The organism is Bacillus cereus group sp. MYBK108-1, assembly GCF_051917185.1.
GTDB lineage: Bacteria > Bacillota > Bacilli > Bacillales > Bacillaceae_G > Bacillus_A > Bacillus_A cereus.
Window position 1 is genome coordinate 89,332 of the sequence record NZ_JBQAHZ010000006.1, and the last position, 15,093, is coordinate 104,424.

The following is a 15,093-nucleotide window of genomic DNA, read 5'->3' on the forward strand; positions in this document are numbered from 1 at the left end:
ATATGGTGCTCTTTTTGATATGGAATGTGAAATAGAGGCTTGCTCTTAAAACCTTTCATGTGATTGTTATAGTTTTTTCCTTACACCCATATGTCTGCTTGCTCATAGGTTATTAAAGTATAAATATAAATTGGCTAGTTAGTTTATAATGGAGGTGTAAAAATGAGTAAATTTAAAAAGAAATGTCACATCCCATTTCCATGCGCCTTTCCGTTGCCTCAAATCGGGTCTACTGGATTAACCGGTGCTACTGGGCCTTCGGGACCTACTGGAGCTACCGGACCTTCAGGTGGACCTCCGGGACCTACCGGGCCTACCGGACCTACTGGAATTCAAGGTAACCTGGGACCTACTGGTCCTCAAGGTATTTCTGGACCTCAAGGAATTCCTGGGATTTCTGGATCTATTGGTCCAACTGGACCTACTGGAATTCAAGGTATCCAAGGCATCCAAGGCATTCCTGGCATTCAAGGTCCTATTGGACCGACTGGGATAACGGGGGTCACTGGAATTCAAGGGATTCAAGGCATTCAAGGCATTCAAGGGATTCAAGGCATTCCTGGCCCGACCGGACCTCAAGGAATTCCTGGCATTCCTGGTTCTGTAGGTCCAACTGGACCTTCTGGAGCTGTTGGACCGACCGGTCCTTCAGGTGGACCACCAGGACCAACGGGCCCGACTGGACCTTCCGGGGGACCACCAGGACCTATTGGACCTATCGGCCCGACTGGGCCAACTGGGTCACCAGGACCAACCGGACTTCAAGGTATCCAAGGTATCCAAGGGATTCCTGGCCCCACTGGACCTCAAGGAAGTCAAGGGATTCAGGGGATTCAAGGTAATCCGGGGCCTATTGGTCCTATTGGACCCACTGGAATAACTGGGGCGACTGGAATTCAGGGTATCCAAGGTATTCAAGGTAATCCAGGACCTATTGGACCTATCGGCCCGACTGGACCAACTGGGCTTCAAGGTATCCAAGGCATCCAAGGCATTCCTGGGCCTACTGGATTACCAGGAACCGCTGGAGCTACCGGAGCTACTGGGCCTACCGGCCTTACAGTATCTGGATTATCTCAATACGCTTATATTTTCAATACAGCAGCTCAAGTTGTTGCCTTAGAAGCACCTATTCTTTTTAATTCGAATGGTTTAATGACACCTGGTATTACTCATACTCCTGGAACTTCTCAGATTATGGTTATTAATGCAGGAGATTATAAGATTTCTTTTTCTGTATCAGGAGTTGAACCTAATCAATTTACGCTCTTTTTAAATGGTGCTCCAGTTACCAACGCAGTTTATGGATCAGGTGCAGGAACTCAGCAAAACAACGGGCAAACAATCCTCTCTTTAGCCGCAGGTGATGTTCTTACCCTCCACAATCATACTTCAGCCGCTGCGGTCACTTTACAAACTTTGGCAGGTGGAACACAAACAAATGTAAATGCTTCAATTGTAATTGAAAAGTTAGATTAATTTAATCATTTGTTTCTTGAAACTCTGGCAGTAAATAACCTGGTGTAGATTCCTTTTTTTTCAACAAGCAGTTAGCTTTTGCTAGCTGCTCTTATATTGAATAAATTTCTAAAACATGTTAACAATATAGGTACACCAAGGTTGAATACGAATGACCATTGGGTTCTTCTTATTCACAGGGCAGTTAGTTTTTGCTAGCTGCTCTTTATTTGTACAAGGTACTCAATTAGCTTGGCGCACATATACTATCCTGAGTTCCTTTCTTTATGGATTGAAATAGTCATTACAAAATGAATCTCGTCACGAGAGCACTTTACTAAGTGCTCTTTTTTTAGTTTCCTTTCATTTCCGAATAATATTTCCAACCCCGTTCATACTATTTTTGTAACTTAAAGTTACAAATTATTTCTGTAAGCGCAGCATTTCTTTTGTACAACGAGCAGTTAGTTTTATTAACTAGCTGCTTTGTTGTGCAAAATGAAGTTTTCATTTAGCTTTTTGCATAACATTTTTGCTTCTGCTCATACTATAGTTGTAACCATAAGTTACAAAGTATTGTGGGTATCGTCATTGTTGGACGACAAAGCAGTTAGTTCATTGAACTAGCTGCTTTGTCATTTATTAAGCACAAAATAGCGTTTTGGTTATAAACTCATCTTTTTAATTGCCTTACATTGAAACTCTTGTATATGGTAAAATATAGCAGATTCATATTTTAAGGAGGTTTTAATATGCCACACGAAGTTTGGCTGCCTATTCTCCTAGCAATATTCGTTGTATTTTTCCTTGATAAAGAGGAAAAACACAAACAATAACTTTATTTCTTTGTTCCAGCTTAAATATATGTACGCAGTATTTAAGCTGGTATTTTTTCAAATAACTATTTTGTTATAAAGCTGCTGACAATAATTCTTCCTTCAATTTCTCTTGTAATCTCACAAACGTTTCATTTGAAAATCGAACAGCTGCACTTGGATATTTGTATTGATAAAATCCATCGTCAAATTGTATATGCGTTTTGTCGTACCAATATTGAAACGCTACATCGTTTGGATACTCATCCAAATCTTCCTGTAGTTCTTCAATGAGTTTCCATTCTTTCCTCGCATCAGCTTCTGTAAAACGTCCTTCCCTACGATCGTAAAGTAAGTTCTCCTTGATATATTTAATCGTTCCTTCAATATCAACCACATCTTCATTTGCGATTTTACAAAGTATCTGGTCTGGTCTTCTGCTAAGTAAGAATTCTCCTATGCTTTCGTTTTCTCTTAATGAAAACCAATAAGCGAAATTACCGAAGTCTGTAACAGCTGTAAATATCCCGGATCGATCTAATAAAAATATCCCCCAACCTTCTCCATCTACTGACGGAACTGAGTAACGAAATGCTGAAGCTTTTGCCATTTTTATTTCCCCCTTTTGTATTCAAATAACGCTTTTGTTAAAAATCCCTTTTTTCTAATAATCCTCTTACAACAAGATACTCACGGAATAACTCTATGCACTCGTCTAGTTCATCTGCACCGTGATAGTCTTCATCGTTATTTTTAGTTGCTTCTTCTTTTTCTTTAAACCAACCCGCGAAATTCGTTTCAGCTTCCAATAATATTTCTCGTTCTTTTTTCTTTAAATACATACTCCCCACTCCTTTTCTTAACAAAATTCAAATTTGATTAAAGTAACTGTGTTTTTCGTTCTTCCATACGAATTACTTTTCCACTTTGATATACAAATGATTGTTCACCAAATCCACCTTGAGGTGGTTCTATTAGTTTGACTTGACCATTTTTAACAATATATATTCCGTTTATTTTCAAATCTATTTCAGCTGTCATTTCAACAAGATTTTCTTTTCTAATTCCCACCAAGATCACTCCCATATGTTATAATTACTTTAGCGAAGTAAGTTGAGAGTGATCTCAGCTTTTTTATTTATCTATAGATATTGCACAACAATTTCTGGAATAAATGCTTGTTCCAGAGATAAATGAAGCCGTATTGGAATCGGTTCTTTACTATCCCTTGCTCGCTTACATATCTCTTCAGCTTCTTCCCATACAAATTCTTTATCCTCCGATCGCTTATAACGCCAAATGCCAATCGCATACTCTTCAAACAACTCATAACGCTCATCAGACGCTGTGGTTGGTTTTAATTCATCAATCGCTTTGGCCTGACGTGGTATTTGTACAACCACATCTGCATATCTTAATTTTGAATTCAAACGGTGAATATGAGCTTTCTTAGGATCAAATGATACAACTGGTTCCACATCAAAAATTGTTAATTGCTTTGGCATTGCTTTTCCCCTCCAATACCTGCAAGCTTGCAACTAAGATTCCTTCAAGTTGCGTTAACGTTAGTTGATCTAATGTTTGTCCGTTAATTTCCGATAATCCCAGACCTAATAGTTTACGAATAATTACTAGTTTTCTACGTTCTACTTCCTGACGCAACAGCATTACTAAGCCCCCTGTTGGTTATCAAACTTTCGCTCTAATCCCACAAACTTACTAAATTCTTTAATGAATGCTAGTTCAACAACCCCCACTGGGCCATTCCTCTGTTTCGCTAAAATAATTTCCGTTATGTTTTTATTTTCTGTCTCGCGGTCATAATAATCTTCACGGTATAAGAATACTATTAAATCCGCATCTTGCTCAATTTGACCATTCTCACGTAAATCTGATAGCAATGGTCTCTTATCTTGCCTGCTTTCTACAGCACGACTTAACTGTGATAATGCAACTACACATACATTTAATTCTCTTGCCATCAGTTTTAACTTACGACTAATTTCACCGATTTCTTGCATGCGGTTTCCTCTATGTTTTGGATCCCCTACAATAAGCTGTAAATAATCAATTGCGATTAACACCTTTTTATCAGGGTACTTACGTTTTAGTTTTCTAGCCTTTGCATAAATCTCTTGCATTGTTACATTTGCTTTATCGTAAATTTCTAATGGCAAATCATTAATTAATCCCATCGCTTGGCTAATTTTTTCCCAATCCTTTAAATTACATAGCTTCTTAGGGTTCTTTAATTTCGTAGCGTCAATATTTCCAGTACTTGAAATCATCCTCTTAAGTAGCTGTTCCTCCCCCATCTCGAGCGAGAAGATTCCTGTTGCTGTATGAGCACTTGCTGCATGAAAAGCAACGTTTAATACAAATGCCGTTTTCCCCATTGAAGGTCGGGCTCCAACAATAATTAAATCACCTTCTTGTAACCCTGCTGTCATTCTATTCAAGTCGTCATAACCAGTTGGAATACCAGTTAAATCTCCTACATCAATTTGCATGTTCTTATACAAATCAACAAGCGTATCTTTCAAGTTAAATTCATCTGAGTAACCCGTTTCTTCAATGGCGCTTAATTCATCAATTGATGTACTAATAGCACTCATATCCCTATCTTGCTGAAGGCGGTTATATAAGTTACCAGCAACCTCTTGAGCATGTCGCATTTTCCAAGCTTCGATAACTAAGCCTTCGTGATACGAGAAATTTTTAGTAGTCGTAACAACTTCTGTTAAGTTTACAAAGAATTCGATTCCGCCAATTTGATGCATAAAACTTTCATCAAATTTTCCAATGAGAGCAACAAGATCTATCGGAACCTCAGCATCCTCTAATTCTCTCATTGCCTTGAAAATTACTTGGTGTGTTGGTAAAGAAAACTGTTTTACCTTTAGCTGACAATCTTTAATTAAATCGCCTTCTTGGATTATGCTACCTAAAACACTTTGTTCAGCTTCAACATTGCGAATCATATCGTTACTCATTTGGCCAACCACGCATTCTGTTGGTTAAGTACTGCAAGTTCTTCTTCTGTTGGAATGTTCTGCTCCCATGCTTGTTGCTGCTGTATTACGTTTTTAGTAGATTCCGATAATCCCTTTTGTTGATAAGGAGCTTGTGTCTGTTGTTGCGCTTTTGTTAATCGCTGAGCACGAAATGCTTTATCAGCTGTCTCAACATCAGTTACTGTTTTAAAGCCTTTAAGATGCCAATCTCTTAAAATCGTATTTACGTAAGACATGTTTCTCGTATTCTTCTCTAAAGCAATCTCCATAGCCTTAATAACTAGCTCTGCATTTAAATCATCTATCCAAGCATAAATACCATCTGCGATAAAAGGTGTAATGAATCCAAAGTTTTGCTCGTAAAAAGAAATTGGATTAATCTCAACAACTTCTTCCGCGCCTGCGCGTTCTTCTTGTTCTTGTTGTTGTTCTTTTTCTTCTTCTTTTTCTTTTTCTTCTTCCTTGCTAGGGTCTTGGAAGCCCCTTATAAGCCCCTCCAAACGGACTGATAAATACTCCTTAATACGAGGGATTTTAAAATCTTGTTCTCGTTCTAATTGCAAGCAAGTTTCATAGAAATCAACTAAAAAATCCTGGTCCTTTACAGATTGAATTTCTTTTAAAACACACTTTTCAATGTTTACATTTTTAATTGGATTGAATTTCAACCAGTTGATTAAGAACAATTCTTTTGTTTTTTGGTTGTAATTAATTTTTCCGTATTCAGCAAACCGTTCTAATAGCTTCATAACAGTTTCACGGTTATATCCTGTATCAGTTTCAATGATACGGAGTGGAAGCTCATAGATTCCTGATTGAGACGTCTTACTGTTTGTCATCAAATATAAGTAGAAATACTTCTCCTCCGGTGTAAGATCTAAAACAAATGAATCCTGCCAAAATGAAACATGTACTGGTCTATAAACTGCCATATTATTCATCCTCCCGTTTACATATCGCGAATCCGTCCTCTACACGTAATAAGCGATAATTCTTATATCCTATTTTGAGATATTGTTTTATTAAGTAAATTAGGTGTTGCTCTGATGTTGCTTCTTGAAACACTTTAGGGTTCAGCAACACTCTATATAATGATTTTTCTAAAAGCATGTAGCACACTCTGTTGTTATACGAATGCTAATTTGATATAATTAATCCTAAGATCTTTTGCAAGACCGTTTGTCTATCACTCTGCCAAGTGATAGATCTTTTTATTTTCTACGTGTTACCAACGAAGCGTTAACTCCTCTTGCTCTTAAATCTTTAATCACTACACGATAACTCATCGATGCCTCATGTTCCTCTTTTGTATCACGAAGCATTTTAAATTCCCTTATACATCGCTCCAGCTCTTCTTCCCAGTGATTTGATTCTTCAATTGATTCTGCATTAAACATGTTATGAATACATTCACTCATACAGTTACGAAGTTTATTCGCAAATGAAAAATCTCCAGGAAGAACTAGATCATGAAGACGATTGTTTTTATCGTTCATGAATTACCTCTCCTTTCTAATTTAGTCGATGCTGTTCTTATTGAGTTTCATAAAATATCCAAAAATCTATTATTTCGGTATAATCTTCCTTAAAAGGAGGTTTAACCTATGAAACTAAATCACGATTGTGTAAGAGATCTTCTTCTTGAATTAGAAGAACAACTTACTATCAATGAACATTTTCTATTACCACATTTCAATAATCTAAATACCGTTTCAAAACACGGATTTGATGACACCTACTATAGTTTTTTAAAATTGCTGGAAGCTAACTATTTAAACGGAAACTATAAGTATGCTAGTGATGAATTAATTCATTTATCAATTTCTTCTATATCTTGGGACGGTCATCAATTTTTAGATACTATTCGTGACAATGAAATATGGTCAAAAACGAAAAAAGCTGTAGGATCATTATCAAGCGCATCAATTTCCATAATGTCCTCATTAGCAACTAGTTATTTAAAACAGAAATTTGGATTAAAGTAACGAGGTAGTAATTAGTTTTTTGTATTAAATTCATCTATGAATTTATTAAATGCACTCAAAAACTGCGTGAATTTATCTGGAGAGTAGTCATTGCTTTCAAACACTAAGCCCAATGTTAAATGACTCTCTCCTTTTCCTTTTGAATTCCTAATATCAAAAGATGTTGGGTTTTTAATCTCATAATTTGCAATCGAGATATGTACAAATCTTTGTTTGCTTACTTCCGGAACATGATACTCCAATTAATTCACCCCTTTTCTTTTTTCATTGATGCTGTACGCATCGTTACAACCAGAAAGGAATATTGTAGAGGTATGGGAGGAACACTCCCTTTCTGGTCATAACGACAAGCACAGTGGCTTGTCCAAATGATTTATATAATGTTATAATTGCTTTACGATGTTTTTGAGAGCTACTGTTGTCTAGGCGGTAGCTTTTTTATTTGCCCATTTATGTTTCAAAATGAATGACGCTTCGATAATCTTGATTCGAATCCCCAACAATTTCTTCTCTTGCTTTAACTCAACTGTTTTTGAATCCTCATTAAGTAATTCTGCTATTTTAATTTCACCAGTTAGTTTTGCATCATAGCGAATTAATTCCTTATATTCTCTTAGACTCGGTTTCTTATAATCTACTGTCATTTCCCTTCCCCCTTTACAGCACCTTTGTTAAAGTCAGTAAGCTATCCACCGATTGAATAATAACGTTTTCCGCCATAGCCTTTTGCAACCAACTTCTTTGTATTTGTTCCATAATGCCAAAATGAACTTGCTCAAGAGCTTGTACTACACATTGAGTAGCTTGGATTGTATCGAAGATTTCTTTTGCATGAACTGCGTACTCATGTTTCTTCTTTTCATCATGCTTCCATGACCTTGTTGTAACTTGTAAGTTCATAATTTCTTTCGCTGCCGCAATTCCCTCTTCAGCTTGCTTAATGTAGTTCATCAATTGTAGATTTACATCTTGAGTTAAGCGTGGATCTGTAGGCGGTAACCCAACACCATAAATATGTTTAATCGCTTGTTGATTCAACTTTGCTCCTGTTGCATGGCACCAATCCATCGCAAGTTCAAATTCTGGTTTAGAAAGTCCAGATTCAATACGGGTTAATCGTTCATGTGTAATACCAAGGTACTTAGATAACCCTTTCTTTGTTTTCAGTTGAACATTGTCACAACATTCTCTGGCATTCTGTAATAATTCTCCTATTGCTGAATTGCAGTATATGCTTGTTCCCATATCTGTTCGCCTCCATATTTAGTTTTCAAATAGTTACAATGAACTTAGTACATATGTAACTTGTCTACTTTTCGTATAAAAAGAGAGGAACTATTCCTCAACGTTTTCTTTTACTTGTATTTCTTTGATGATGGCCCAACCAGCCTTGTAATATGCTTGACGGATTTTATCAATATCCTTTTGTGATTTTGGCTCAGGAGCCACAACATGGACTTTCGTTTTTCCAAATTCATAAGTCGCCGCATATTCTTCTTGTTGGCTCATGGTATCACCTCTTGAAGTACTTTTTATATGTTTATGCGACGGCTCTGTTGGTACTGCCATGTTAGTTGATGGCATTTTCTCACCTACTTTCAACAATACATAAACTCGTTCGTTTTTCGCACATTTTATTTAAAAATTTTTTCTACGGTACTCTCTAATATTTCTGCAATCCTTAAAGCTACTTCTAAAGATGGTTTATGCTTTCCATTCTCTAAATTTGATAAATACGCTCTAGTTATTCCAACCTCTAGCGATAATTTCTTTTGAGTTATCCCTTTTTCTTTTCTTAGCATTGTTATCTTATTCATTTTTCTCACCACTCAATGTTCGTTTTTCGCACCTCATAAACATATAATATGTCCAAAAAACACACTTGTCAATAATTATGTTCGTTTTTCGCACTGTTTTTTTTACGAACATAACATGATAAAATTTTATTTATAATTAAGGGGGGATAGACTTGTCATTTTCAACCAAATTAAAAGAGTTAAGAGAATCTAAAGGACTTTCACAGGAAGAATTAGCAGCCAAACTAAATATCCCTCGTTCTTCTATTACACATTATGAAAATAGCGATGACCGCTTACCAAGAAAATCACGTTTACTTGAAATCGCAAACTTTTTTGATGTTTCTATAGATTTCCTACTCAATGAAAAATCTGTATCAATAAAAAAAGAAGAAAAAGATATAGATATTGATTTAGAAAAAACACTCAATGATCCAGAACTCGGTCTTTGGTTCAAAGACATAAAAGATGCTTCTCCAGAAAAACAAGAGGAATTAAAACGATTTTGGGATTTTATTAAATCGAAAGAGAACAAACGAGAACCTGGAGATAAACAATATTAATTTTTGTATAAGTTAGAGTAATTACACGCTTTATTGCGTGTTTTTCTTTACAACACCATTGGTTAATTCTACCTTAGATTCATATATTTCGGCGAAATTTAAATAAACTCAGCATATATAAATGAGTATGTAAGGAAGGGAATCATCATGGGCAAATCTTATTTTATTTGCAAGGCAATTAAATTTTATACTGAAGAATTTAATACTGCTAATCAATTACAATTAGTAGAACCTGATGGAACATCTTTACTGGAAGGAGAACCACGGACACAGCTTACCCCCAACCCCAATGAATATTTACAAAATTTCCGTACATTTGACTGTTATCACGAAACAAAAGAAAAAGTTTTAGGTAGGGTTTTTGGACGAGAATTTGCTTATTATTTAAAGCCTCATAAATTCTATACATTCTGTAATTTAGAGCAGGAATTAGCACTTTTACGCCTTAACACCGATTCATCTGAAGAAGTCATGAAAACATTAAATGAACAAAAAATATATAAGTTATCTAAAATTGATGTAGACTTTTCTAAAATCATTACTAAAGTACCTGAAATATCTGGAATGTGGTTAAAAATACTTAATAGTTTAAATCTAGATTCCGCTGCATATTTCGGGAAAGATGTTGATAGAGACCCTAGGGTAAGAGAAATGATTGAAAAAGGAGAAGTCTCTTATGTACAAATGAAATATGTGAAAGACTTTCAAGAACATTCAATAGGAATCTCTAAAAGAGGGTCTATTACCCTACATAATTCCTACCAAGATATAGAAACAGAATTAGATATAGCTATAGACATATATAAAAAGCTACTTGCTTAACCACCTAATTAATTAGGCGATAAAGCTAAGTAGCTTTTCGCTGTACTTTTTAAGTTCTCATAATTCCCACTACTAATCTCAATTTGTTTTTTATATACATTAATTTGACTATCCTTCATATGAAAACTAACATTAAAACCATCAATATTTTTTGAATCTAATTTCTTTAAAAATAAACCAAAGTATGGGTTCAATTCTTTAAACTCAATACCGACATGATACCTTTCATTATATGGCTGAAATACTCTTCTTAAATCATTAATAAGGATGTCTAATTTATCATCAAAAATTCGCTTACTTCCACGATAACTTACTTCCATATCTTGAATATCAAAAATAAATTCTTTTTTATCTTCATTATAGTTTACTTCAAAACGAATCGCACCTAATTTATAATCCCTTCTGACCATACTGATTTGCCTAATTTTCAATTGATCTGCAGTATAAATCTGCGCTAATTTTAAATCTAATTCATCTAATAAATTTCCTGATGCATTCGTCATCATATACATTCTCATATTCCACACACAATCTGGATTCTGTATCTGAAACTTCATTCTTTTTACAAACATAAAAAATATATCTAAATTATTATAAGTAGTTTGAATGGCTAATAATATCCATCCTAATATTATAGTTCCATTTGTCCAAAAATTAACCCATGATTTTGAAGGTGGGGTTATAAAATTGAGGATAATTAATCCAATAGTCATTAACCAGACCGATATAATAATTATATACCTTTTCATAATACCTCCCCCTCTTTTTATAATTCTATTAGCTTAATTATATAACAGAACGTACGTTTTTTCATCCATGATTCATAATTTAGCTTTTACTTACTATAACTCAATTCTACAAAGAACTGTTCTAAATGGGTTTACGTAATTAACTATTTCGGTTTAAAATTAGAACAAATGTTCTAATTCGAGATGGAGTGAATAATATGCATAAAACACAGCCCTACTATACAACACAAACAGAAGACTATATAAAAAAATTGTACTATTCTCTATCTATCTTTATTCCTGAACAACTTGATATGATAACTATTTCTCAAAAACTGAATATCTGGTTACATTTTGCTCCGTTTGGTAGTCGCGCTATTTGCAGAAATAATTTGCCCAGTATCATTATTGACAATAGAATCGCTTCTTACCATCAATGGGAGGATTTCGGTCATGAACTTTGTCATGTGCTGTTTCATGCAGGAAATCAACTATGTATACCGAAACTATTTTTAGACTATCAAGAAAACAAGGCTAAGAATTTCATGCTACATTTTTGCATTCCCACTTTTATGTTAAGAAAACTAGACTTCCCTGAAACAAGAATGGAATCAATACATTTCATTGCACAAACTTTTAATGTTTCATTTCAGATTGCAAGACAACGTTTGTTACATTATGAGAGTCAGTTGTTAGCTAGTCACTTACAAACCGTTTTTTCACAAACATACCTAACTACATAAAAAAATTCTGGTACTCTTTAATACAAAATATCTTAACAACTATTTATAATTTATTCCACTTTCTATTCGTATAATAACTAATAACAAGGAGGTTCCTACTATGAAAACCGCAATCTACCTAAGAAAATCCCGTGCTGATCTCGAAGCCGAAGCACGCGGCGAAGGTGAAACGCTAGCAAAACACCGCTCTACCCTGCTGAAAATTGCCAAGGAAATGAACTTAAATGTTTTAGCTGTCCGTGAGGAAATCGTTTCTGGTGAGAGTTTAGTGAAACGACCTGAGATGTTAGCATTGCTTGAAGAAATTGAAGATAACAAATATGATGTTGTTCTTTGTATGGATATGGACCGTTTAGGTCGTGGTGGTATGAAAGAACAAGGAATCATTTTAGAGACGTTTAAACGCTCGAATACGAAGATTATGACACCTAGGAAGACTTATGACCTTAATGATGAGTGGGATGAAGAATACAGCGAATTTGAAGCGTTTATGGCTCGTAAGGAGTTAAAGATTATTACACGACGTATGCAACGAGGTCGTGTAGCCAGTGTAGAGGCTGGGAATTATCTTGGTACACATGCACCATTCGGATATGATATCCATCGCTTAAATAAGCGAGAACGTACTTTAACAATTAATCCAGAAGAAGCTTCAGTTGTAAGAATGATATTTGATTGGTATGCAAATGAGGATATGGGAGCAAATGCAATTAGGAGCAAGTTAAATGATCTTGGCTACAAAAGTAAGCTAGGTAATGAATGGAACCCCTACAGCATCTTAGATATATTAAAAAACAATGTGTACATCGGAAAGGTGACTTGGCAAAAGAGAAAAGAAGTAAAACATCCTGACGCTGTGAAACGTAGTTGTGCAAGACAAGAAAAATCAGATTGGATTATTGCTGATGGCAAACATGAGCCAATCATACCTGAAAGTTTATTTGAACAAGTACAAGAGAAATTAAACTCAAGATATCACGTTCCTTACAATACGAATGGAATTAAAAATCCTTTAGCTGGCATTATTAAATGTAGTAAATGTGGTTATAGCATGGTCCAACGTTATCCGAAGAACCGAAAAGAAACGATGGATTGTAAACACCGTGGCTGTGAAAACAAATCAAGTTATACTGAATTAATTGAGAAGCATTTACTCGAGGCATTAAAAGAATGGTACATCAATTATAAAGCTGATTTTGAAAAACATAAGCAAGATGACAAATTAAAAGAAACACAAGTCATTCAAATGAATGAAGCTGCATTACGCAAGCTTGAAAAAGAATTAATGGATGTCCAAAAACAAAAAAATAATTTACATGATTTATTAGAACGTGGCGTTTACACAGTCGATATGTTTTTAGAACGCTCGAATGTAGTTTCTGACCGTATAACTGAAATTACTTCCACTATGGAAAACTTAAAGAAAGAAATTAAAACCGAAATTAAGAAGGAAAAAGTCAAGAAAGATACAATACCTCAAGTGGAGCATGTTCTTGATCTGTACTTTAAAACAGATGATCCCAAAAAGAAAAACAGCCTCCTAAAGTCGGTTTTAGAAAAGGCTGTTTATAAAAAGGAAAAGTGGCAAAGGCTCGATGATTTCGAACTTGTGCTTTACCCTAAGCTCCCTCAAGATGGCGACATATAAGCGTTTATGCTTTGTCGTCACCTTGTTGGTGTAATTAGATTTACCCCATTTAACCCTAAAGCATCATTCGTCGAAACCGCCAATACGACAGGCTTGCCATTTCTTAGCGTCGCTTTTGCTGCCATTAGTACTGGAGAATCTGTCATTGCATTTGCAAATTTACTCATAGAATTTCCTGTTAAAGGAGCGATTACCATGCAGTCTAATGGAATTTTAGGTCCAAGTGGCTCTGCTCCAACAATTGAATTAATTGCTTTAAAACCTGTTATTTCTTCAATCTTCTTAATCCACTCTGCTCCTTCTCCAAATCTAGTATTTGTTGATTGAACAGTGTATGAAACAACAGGACGTACTTCTGCTCCTTCAGCAATTAATTTTTCTAAGTGCGGCATAACTTCCTCATACGTACAATGTGAACCTGTAAATCCGAAACCAATTCGTTTCCCCTTCAAACTCATTTCTTTTCCTCCTCCTTTGCGATTGCATCTGCTGCTAATAACTGAGAAAGAACATTTGCTAAGATTTGCCCAGCCGTTTTTGGGGCAACAATACCTGGTAATCCAGGTGCTAGCAATGCTTTGACTCCTCTTTTTTCTGCATATCTAAAGTCGGTACCGCCTGGTTTAGAAGCTAAATCAATCACTAACGTATGAGCTGGCATTTTTGCAATAACATTCGCTGTTACAACGAGGTGCGGAATCGTATTAATTACAATATCGATATTTCCTACTTCTTTCTCTATGTCTTGCATATGAAAAGGAGAAAACATCATTTCTGTAATACGTGCAATATGTTCAGATCGTCTTGCTCCAACTTTGACATGGGCTCCTAATGATTGAAATGCTCTCGCAACACTCATTCCTGTTCTACCAAATCCTAGAACCATTACATTGGACCCATGAATTGTATAGTCGGTATGTTGAATTACCATCATTAATGTACCTTCTACCGTTGGAATAGAATTGTATATTGCTACATCATCACGATCAAATAATTTAACAAGTTTTCGGTTCGTAGTAGATACGAGATTTTCCAAGTAAGGTGTACCAATACCTGAATATATAGTAAAGTGTTCTGGTGTATTTTCAATTTGTTCTTTCGTTATTGAAACTTTTTCATTTGAAAAAATAGTATCTACTTCTCCTTTGGCATTTGTACCGGCAACCGGCAAAATAATTGCGTCTACAGAAGTGAAATCTAAATTTTGTATACTTTCTTTTGCTGCCCCTGTGAAACCATGATCTAACTGATCAAAACCTATCAAAGAAAGTTTCGCATCCAATTCAACTAGCTTACGAATTACTTCTAGCTGCCTTGCATCTCCTCCTATGACAGCAATATGCATCTCAGTCAACATTCCCTAATTCACCTTCTTTTTCTGTCATTTATAAGAAAAGTGCCTACTTTTTCTTTTTCCTCCACATCATATGTAATGTACGAGTTTATGGTGATTGAAAATCCAAATGCACATATGATTTATCAGGTTTCTATGTAGATACAAAAAAAGATGACCAAAATGGC

Annotated in this window: 21 protein-coding genes and 1 pseudogene; 6 read left to right on the top strand and 16 right to left on the bottom strand. The window is 35.4% G+C overall.

Annotated features, from left to right (window positions below):
* The first annotated feature begins 162 nt into the window (after nt 1-162).
* Nucleotides 163-1,479, top strand: a complete 1,317-nt coding sequence (locus ACTFSL_RS11460) for a BclA C-terminal domain-containing protein (RefSeq protein ID WP_440041764.1) — start codon at nt 163-165, stop codon at nt 1,477-1,479.
* An 888-nt stretch (nt 1,480-2,367) separates the two neighbouring features.
* Here the strand turns inward: ACTFSL_RS11460 and ACTFSL_RS11465 are convergent.
* The 8 genes from ACTFSL_RS11465 to ACTFSL_RS11500 form a co-directional block, all read right to left on the bottom strand.
* Nucleotides 2,368-2,883 (bottom strand): hypothetical protein, encoded by a 516-nt coding sequence (locus tag ACTFSL_RS11465; RefSeq protein WP_440041765.1) that lies wholly within the window; start codon nt 2,881-2,883, stop codon nt 2,368-2,370.
* 37 nt (nt 2,884-2,920) lie between these two features.
* The gene (locus ACTFSL_RS11470; RefSeq protein ID WP_088338601.1) at nt 2,921-3,115 is read right to left on the bottom strand and encodes a hypothetical protein; all 195 of its coding nucleotides are present in this window, start codon (nt 3,113-3,115) and stop codon (nt 2,921-2,923) included.
* Between the two features lie 37 nt (nt 3,116-3,152).
* Nucleotides 3,153-3,344 (bottom strand): DUF3954 domain-containing protein, encoded by a 192-nt coding sequence (locus ACTFSL_RS11475; protein ID WP_089148381.1) that lies wholly within the window; start codon nt 3,342-3,344, stop codon nt 3,153-3,155.
* Nucleotides 3,345-3,415: 71 nt separating this feature from the next.
* Entirely contained in the window at nt 3,416-3,778 is a 363-nt protein-coding gene (locus ACTFSL_RS11480) for a cell division protein SepF (protein WP_440041767.1), read from the bottom strand.
* On the bottom strand, nt 3,753-3,941 hold the full coding sequence (locus ACTFSL_RS11485; protein ID WP_088020385.1) for a hypothetical protein: 189 nt from the start codon (nt 3,939-3,941) through the stop codon (nt 3,753-3,755). The genes ACTFSL_RS11480 and ACTFSL_RS11485 overlap by 26 nt, the downstream gene beginning before the upstream one ends.
* Before the next feature lie 2 nt (nt 3,942-3,943).
* Nucleotides 3,944-5,266: a replicative DNA helicase gene (dnaB, locus tag ACTFSL_RS11490; protein WP_440041768.1), complete on the bottom strand. Its 1,323-nt coding sequence runs from the start codon at nt 5,264-5,266 to the stop codon at nt 3,944-3,946.
* Nucleotides 5,263-6,219, bottom strand: a complete 957-nt coding sequence (locus ACTFSL_RS11495) for a DnaD domain-containing protein (RefSeq protein ID WP_440041770.1) — start codon at nt 6,217-6,219, stop codon at nt 5,263-5,265. The genes dnaB and ACTFSL_RS11495 overlap by 4 nt, the downstream gene beginning before the upstream one ends.
* A 279-nt stretch (nt 6,220-6,498) precedes the next feature.
* A complete protein-coding gene (locus tag ACTFSL_RS11500) occupies nt 6,499-6,783 on the bottom strand; it encodes a hypothetical protein (protein ID WP_016512398.1) in 285 nt (94 codons plus the stop codon).
* Nucleotides 6,784-6,891: 108 nt separating this feature from the next.
* Between ACTFSL_RS11500 and ACTFSL_RS11505 the strand changes: the two genes are divergently transcribed.
* Nucleotides 6,892-7,272: a DUF2513 domain-containing protein gene (locus ACTFSL_RS11505; RefSeq protein ID WP_390211255.1), complete on the top strand. Its 381-nt coding sequence runs from the start codon at nt 6,892-6,894 to the stop codon at nt 7,270-7,272.
* An 11-nt stretch (nt 7,273-7,283) separates the two neighbouring features.
* Here ACTFSL_RS11505 and ACTFSL_RS11510 read toward each other — a convergent pair whose 3' ends face one another.
* The 5 genes from ACTFSL_RS11510 to ACTFSL_RS11530 all read right to left on the bottom strand — a co-directional run bounded on the left by ACTFSL_RS11510 (nt 7,284) and on the right by ACTFSL_RS11530 (nt 9,089).
* A complete protein-coding gene (locus ACTFSL_RS11510; protein ID WP_440039229.1) occupies nt 7,284-7,514 on the bottom strand; it encodes a hypothetical protein in 231 nt (76 codons plus the stop codon).
* 180 nt (nt 7,515-7,694) lie between these two features.
* Complete coding sequence (locus ACTFSL_RS11515; RefSeq protein ID WP_000215316.1) at nt 7,695-7,916, bottom strand: hypothetical protein; 222 nt, start codon at nt 7,914-7,916, stop codon at nt 7,695-7,697.
* Nucleotides 7,917-7,929: 13 nt separating this feature from the next.
* Nucleotides 7,930-8,517, bottom strand: coding sequence for a sporulation sigma factor-processing peptidase (locus ACTFSL_RS11520; protein ID WP_098667752.1), 588 nt, complete (start codon nt 8,515-8,517; stop codon nt 7,930-7,932).
* A 90-nt stretch (nt 8,518-8,607) separates the two neighbouring features.
* Nucleotides 8,608-8,856 (bottom strand): hypothetical protein, encoded by a 249-nt coding sequence (locus ACTFSL_RS11525; protein ID WP_002082295.1) that lies wholly within the window; start codon nt 8,854-8,856, stop codon nt 8,608-8,610.
* Between the two features lie 50 nt (nt 8,857-8,906).
* Nucleotides 8,907-9,089, bottom strand: a complete 183-nt coding sequence (locus ACTFSL_RS11530) for a helix-turn-helix transcriptional regulator (RefSeq protein ID WP_088608053.1) — start codon at nt 9,087-9,089, stop codon at nt 8,907-8,909.
* A gap of 152 nt (nt 9,090-9,241) precedes the next feature.
* On the opposite strand from ACTFSL_RS11530, the gene ACTFSL_RS11535 reads away from it, so the two are divergent.
* The gene (locus ACTFSL_RS11535; RefSeq protein WP_098219439.1) at nt 9,242-9,631 is read left to right on the top strand and encodes a helix-turn-helix domain-containing protein; all 390 of its coding nucleotides are present in this window, start codon (nt 9,242-9,244) and stop codon (nt 9,629-9,631) included.
* Between the two features lie 147 nt (nt 9,632-9,778).
* On the top strand, nt 9,779-10,453 hold the full coding sequence (locus ACTFSL_RS11540) for a hypothetical protein (RefSeq protein ID WP_390211260.1): 675 nt from the start codon (nt 9,779-9,781) through the stop codon (nt 10,451-10,453).
* An 8-nt stretch (nt 10,454-10,461) separates the two neighbouring features.
* Here ACTFSL_RS11540 and ACTFSL_RS11545 read toward each other — a convergent pair whose 3' ends face one another.
* A complete protein-coding gene (locus tag ACTFSL_RS11545) occupies nt 10,462-11,202 on the bottom strand; it encodes a hypothetical protein (RefSeq protein ID WP_440041772.1) in 741 nt (246 codons plus the stop codon).
* A 197-nt stretch (nt 11,203-11,399) separates the two neighbouring features.
* Between ACTFSL_RS11545 and ACTFSL_RS11550 the strand changes: the two genes are divergently transcribed.
* Nucleotides 11,400-11,924 carry an ImmA/IrrE family metallo-endopeptidase gene (locus ACTFSL_RS11550; RefSeq protein WP_224200835.1) on the top strand — a complete coding sequence of 175 codons (525 nt, stop codon included), beginning with the start codon at nt 11,400-11,402 and terminating at the stop codon, nt 11,922-11,924.
* Nucleotides 11,925-12,024: 100 nt separating this feature from the next.
* Complete coding sequence (locus ACTFSL_RS11555) at nt 12,025-13,572, top strand: recombinase family protein (RefSeq protein WP_440041774.1); 1,548 nt, start codon at nt 12,025-12,027, stop codon at nt 13,570-13,572.
* A 32-nt stretch (nt 13,573-13,604) separates the two neighbouring features.
* Here the strand turns inward: ACTFSL_RS11555 and dpaB are convergent.
* Both dpaB and dpaA read right to left on the bottom strand, forming a co-directional pair.
* Nucleotides 13,605-14,030: pseudogene (gene dpaB / locus ACTFSL_RS11560) on the bottom strand (dipicolinate synthase subunit B); the annotation flags it as partial.
* Nucleotides 14,027-14,929, bottom strand: coding sequence for a dipicolinic acid synthetase subunit A (gene dpaA, locus ACTFSL_RS11565; RefSeq protein ID WP_000954735.1), 903 nt, complete (start codon nt 14,927-14,929; stop codon nt 14,027-14,029). The gene dpaA and the pseudogene dpaB, both read right to left, overlap by 4 nt.
* Between the last annotated feature and the right edge of the window lie 164 nt (nt 14,930-15,093).

What these genes read in the sequence shown, in the direction of transcription:
- ACTFSL_RS11550 (WP_224200835.1), top strand. Translation starts at nt 11,400, where the DNA reads ATGCATAAAACACAGCCCTACTATACAACACAAACAGAAGACTATATA.
- ACTFSL_RS11530 (WP_088608053.1), bottom strand. Translation starts at nt 9,089, where the DNA reads ATGAATAAGATAACAATGCTAAGAAAAGAAAAAGGGATAACTCAAAAG.
- ACTFSL_RS11525 (WP_002082295.1), bottom strand. Translation starts at nt 8,856, where the DNA reads ATGCCATCAACTAACATGGCAGTACCAACAGAGCCGTCGCATAAACAT.
- ACTFSL_RS11540 (WP_390211260.1), top strand. Translation starts at nt 9,779, where the DNA reads ATGGGCAAATCTTATTTTATTTGCAAGGCAATTAAATTTTATACTGAA.
- ACTFSL_RS11555 (WP_440041774.1), top strand. Translation starts at nt 12,025, where the DNA reads ATGAAAACCGCAATCTACCTAAGAAAATCCCGTGCTGATCTCGAAGCC.
- dnaB (WP_440041768.1), bottom strand. Translation starts at nt 5,266, where the DNA reads ATGAGTAACGATATGATTCGCAATGTTGAAGCTGAACAAAGTGTTTTA.
- ACTFSL_RS11465 (WP_440041765.1), bottom strand. Translation starts at nt 2,883, where the DNA reads ATGGCAAAAGCTTCAGCATTTCGTTACTCAGTTCCGTCAGTAGATGGA.
- ACTFSL_RS11495 (WP_440041770.1), bottom strand. Translation starts at nt 6,219, where the DNA reads ATGGCAGTTTATAGACCAGTACATGTTTCATTTTGGCAGGATTCATTT.
- ACTFSL_RS11470 (WP_088338601.1), bottom strand. Translation starts at nt 3,115, where the DNA reads ATGTATTTAAAGAAAAAAGAACGAGAAATATTATTGGAAGCTGAAACG.
- ACTFSL_RS11545 (WP_440041772.1), bottom strand. Translation starts at nt 11,202, where the DNA reads ATGAAAAGGTATATAATTATTATATCGGTCTGGTTAATGACTATTGGA.
- ACTFSL_RS11485 (WP_088020385.1), bottom strand. Translation starts at nt 3,941, where the DNA reads ATGCTGTTGCGTCAGGAAGTAGAACGTAGAAAACTAGTAATTATTCGT.
- ACTFSL_RS11460 (WP_440041764.1), top strand. Translation starts at nt 163, where the DNA reads ATGAGTAAATTTAAAAAGAAATGTCACATCCCATTTCCATGCGCCTTT.
- dpaA (WP_000954735.1), bottom strand. Translation starts at nt 14,929, where the DNA reads ATGTTGACTGAGATGCATATTGCTGTCATAGGAGGAGATGCAAGGCAG.
- ACTFSL_RS11480 (WP_440041767.1), bottom strand. Translation starts at nt 3,778, where the DNA reads ATGCCAAAGCAATTAACAATTTTTGATGTGGAACCAGTTGTATCATTT.
- ACTFSL_RS11520 (WP_098667752.1), bottom strand. Translation starts at nt 8,517, where the DNA reads ATGGGAACAAGCATATACTGCAATTCAGCAATAGGAGAATTATTACAG.
- ACTFSL_RS11500 (WP_016512398.1), bottom strand. Translation starts at nt 6,783, where the DNA reads ATGAACGATAAAAACAATCGTCTTCATGATCTAGTTCTTCCTGGAGAT.
- ACTFSL_RS11515 (WP_000215316.1), bottom strand. Translation starts at nt 7,916, where the DNA reads ATGACAGTAGATTATAAGAAACCGAGTCTAAGAGAATATAAGGAATTA.
- ACTFSL_RS11505 (WP_390211255.1), top strand. Translation starts at nt 6,892, where the DNA reads ATGAAACTAAATCACGATTGTGTAAGAGATCTTCTTCTTGAATTAGAA.